Consider the following 1,565-nt stretch of genomic DNA (forward strand, 5'->3'; position numbering starts at 1 on the left):
GCCGGTGATGATGCGGCTGGCGACCTTACTGCTGCCCAGGTAGTAGTGCTCGCGGTTTTCGTTCTTGGCGAGGTCAATTTCATACAACAGCGTATTGCCGGCATAGACCTGCAGATTGTCACGGCCATTGCCGGTGCTGCGGACGCGGTTGCCTTTGGCGTCGTACTCATACACGATCTGGCTGGGTGTACCGGCATTGACGGTACGCAGATTGCCCACGTCATCATAGCGATACACCTGCCCGGTGCCGCGGTTGGTGACGTTGCCATAACCATCGTACTGATAGCTGTAGTTGACGTTGCCGGTGATTCCGGTCAGCAATTGGCGGGCGGTGTCGTAGCGATAGCTCAGCACATAGCTGCCAAAGCGCTGGCTGGTGATGTTGCCATTGCCATCGTAACTGATGCCTCCGGCGCCCCATGGGCCATTGGCGGCGGTCAGCCGGTCAATCGGGTCATAGTCAAAGCTGCGGTTCCAGTCCGGGTAGAAGGTGTCCCGAACGCTCTGGGTGTTGCCTTCCGGGTCATAGCTGTAGCTGGTGTTGATGGTGGTGCAGGTGTCATTGCCCAGATGCAGCGTTTTCGGCTGCAAGCGGCTGTCTTCGGTCTGGCGCCGGGTCAGGCCATTGGTCAATAGGATGTCGAACGGTGCACCGCTGGGGCGATAGGTGACCTTGGCAATGTAATTGCTCAGCCCCGTGGGGCGGCCTAGCGCATCCGGGCCAAAGTTCACCACCTGATTGCTGGGGTAGGTCAGCGTTTCCAGCGCATCGTTGCCGTTATAGCCATAACCCAGGCGGAAGCTGCGGCCAGCCAGTTGCAGTGTGTCTTGGATCGGGTTGTTGTTGGCATCGTAGACATAGCTACGCACCACACCGCCGGCGGTTTCGGTCAGTGGGTTGCCGTTGAAGTCGTAGGTATAGCTGATGGGCGGTGTGCTGTTGCCGGGATAGGTGAGCGTCTTGAGCCGGTTCAGCTCGTCATAGACATAGATGCCTTTGGGGCCAGTGCCGACTTGGCGTGTGATCATATTGCCGGCCGCATCCCGGCCATAGCTGATTTGGCCGACTTCCGGATGGGTCTGGCTGATCAGGAATTGGCGGCTATCGTAGTGGTAACTGCGGGTGATGTTGTTTTGGGTGATGCTGGTGATGTTCCCCATCAGATCCCGCACCATGGTCATCTTGGCAGTGGGTTCTTCCTGCGCAGTCATCCCCATCAATTCTGGCTGATCGGGGCTGCCCGTGGCGCGGTATTGATTGAGGGTGGTGAAGCCGCGACTGTTGCGGGTGGCGACGTTGCCAGCAGCATAGGTGTACGTGGTCTGATGATGCTGTGGATCAGCAACCAGGCTCAATCGATCCAGTGCGTCATACTGGTAACGGGTGCCTACATTGGGGCCGGTCGGGCTGTCTTGGGCCGGGCGCGGGGCGAAATCGCACGCGGTGGTAGTCAGGGTGACCGTGCTGTGCCCCTGCACGCCCCAGCGGTCAACGGCCTGCGCGGTGATCGTGTAGGTGCCGGCGGTGGCCGGTGCGGTCCAGGCACGTTCGTATTGGCCGCCAT

General features: G+C 59.8%; 1 protein-coding gene. It reads right to left on the reverse strand.

From position 1 onward, the window contains the following. Nucleotides 1-1,565 (reverse strand): RHS repeat domain-containing protein (locus tag FFS57_RS25525; protein ID WP_171014216.1); only part of this gene is annotated, 1,565 nt, incomplete at both ends.

The organism is Chitinivorax sp. B (assembly GCF_005503445.1).
GTDB lineage: Bacteria > Pseudomonadota > Gammaproteobacteria > Burkholderiales > SCOH01 > Chitinivorax.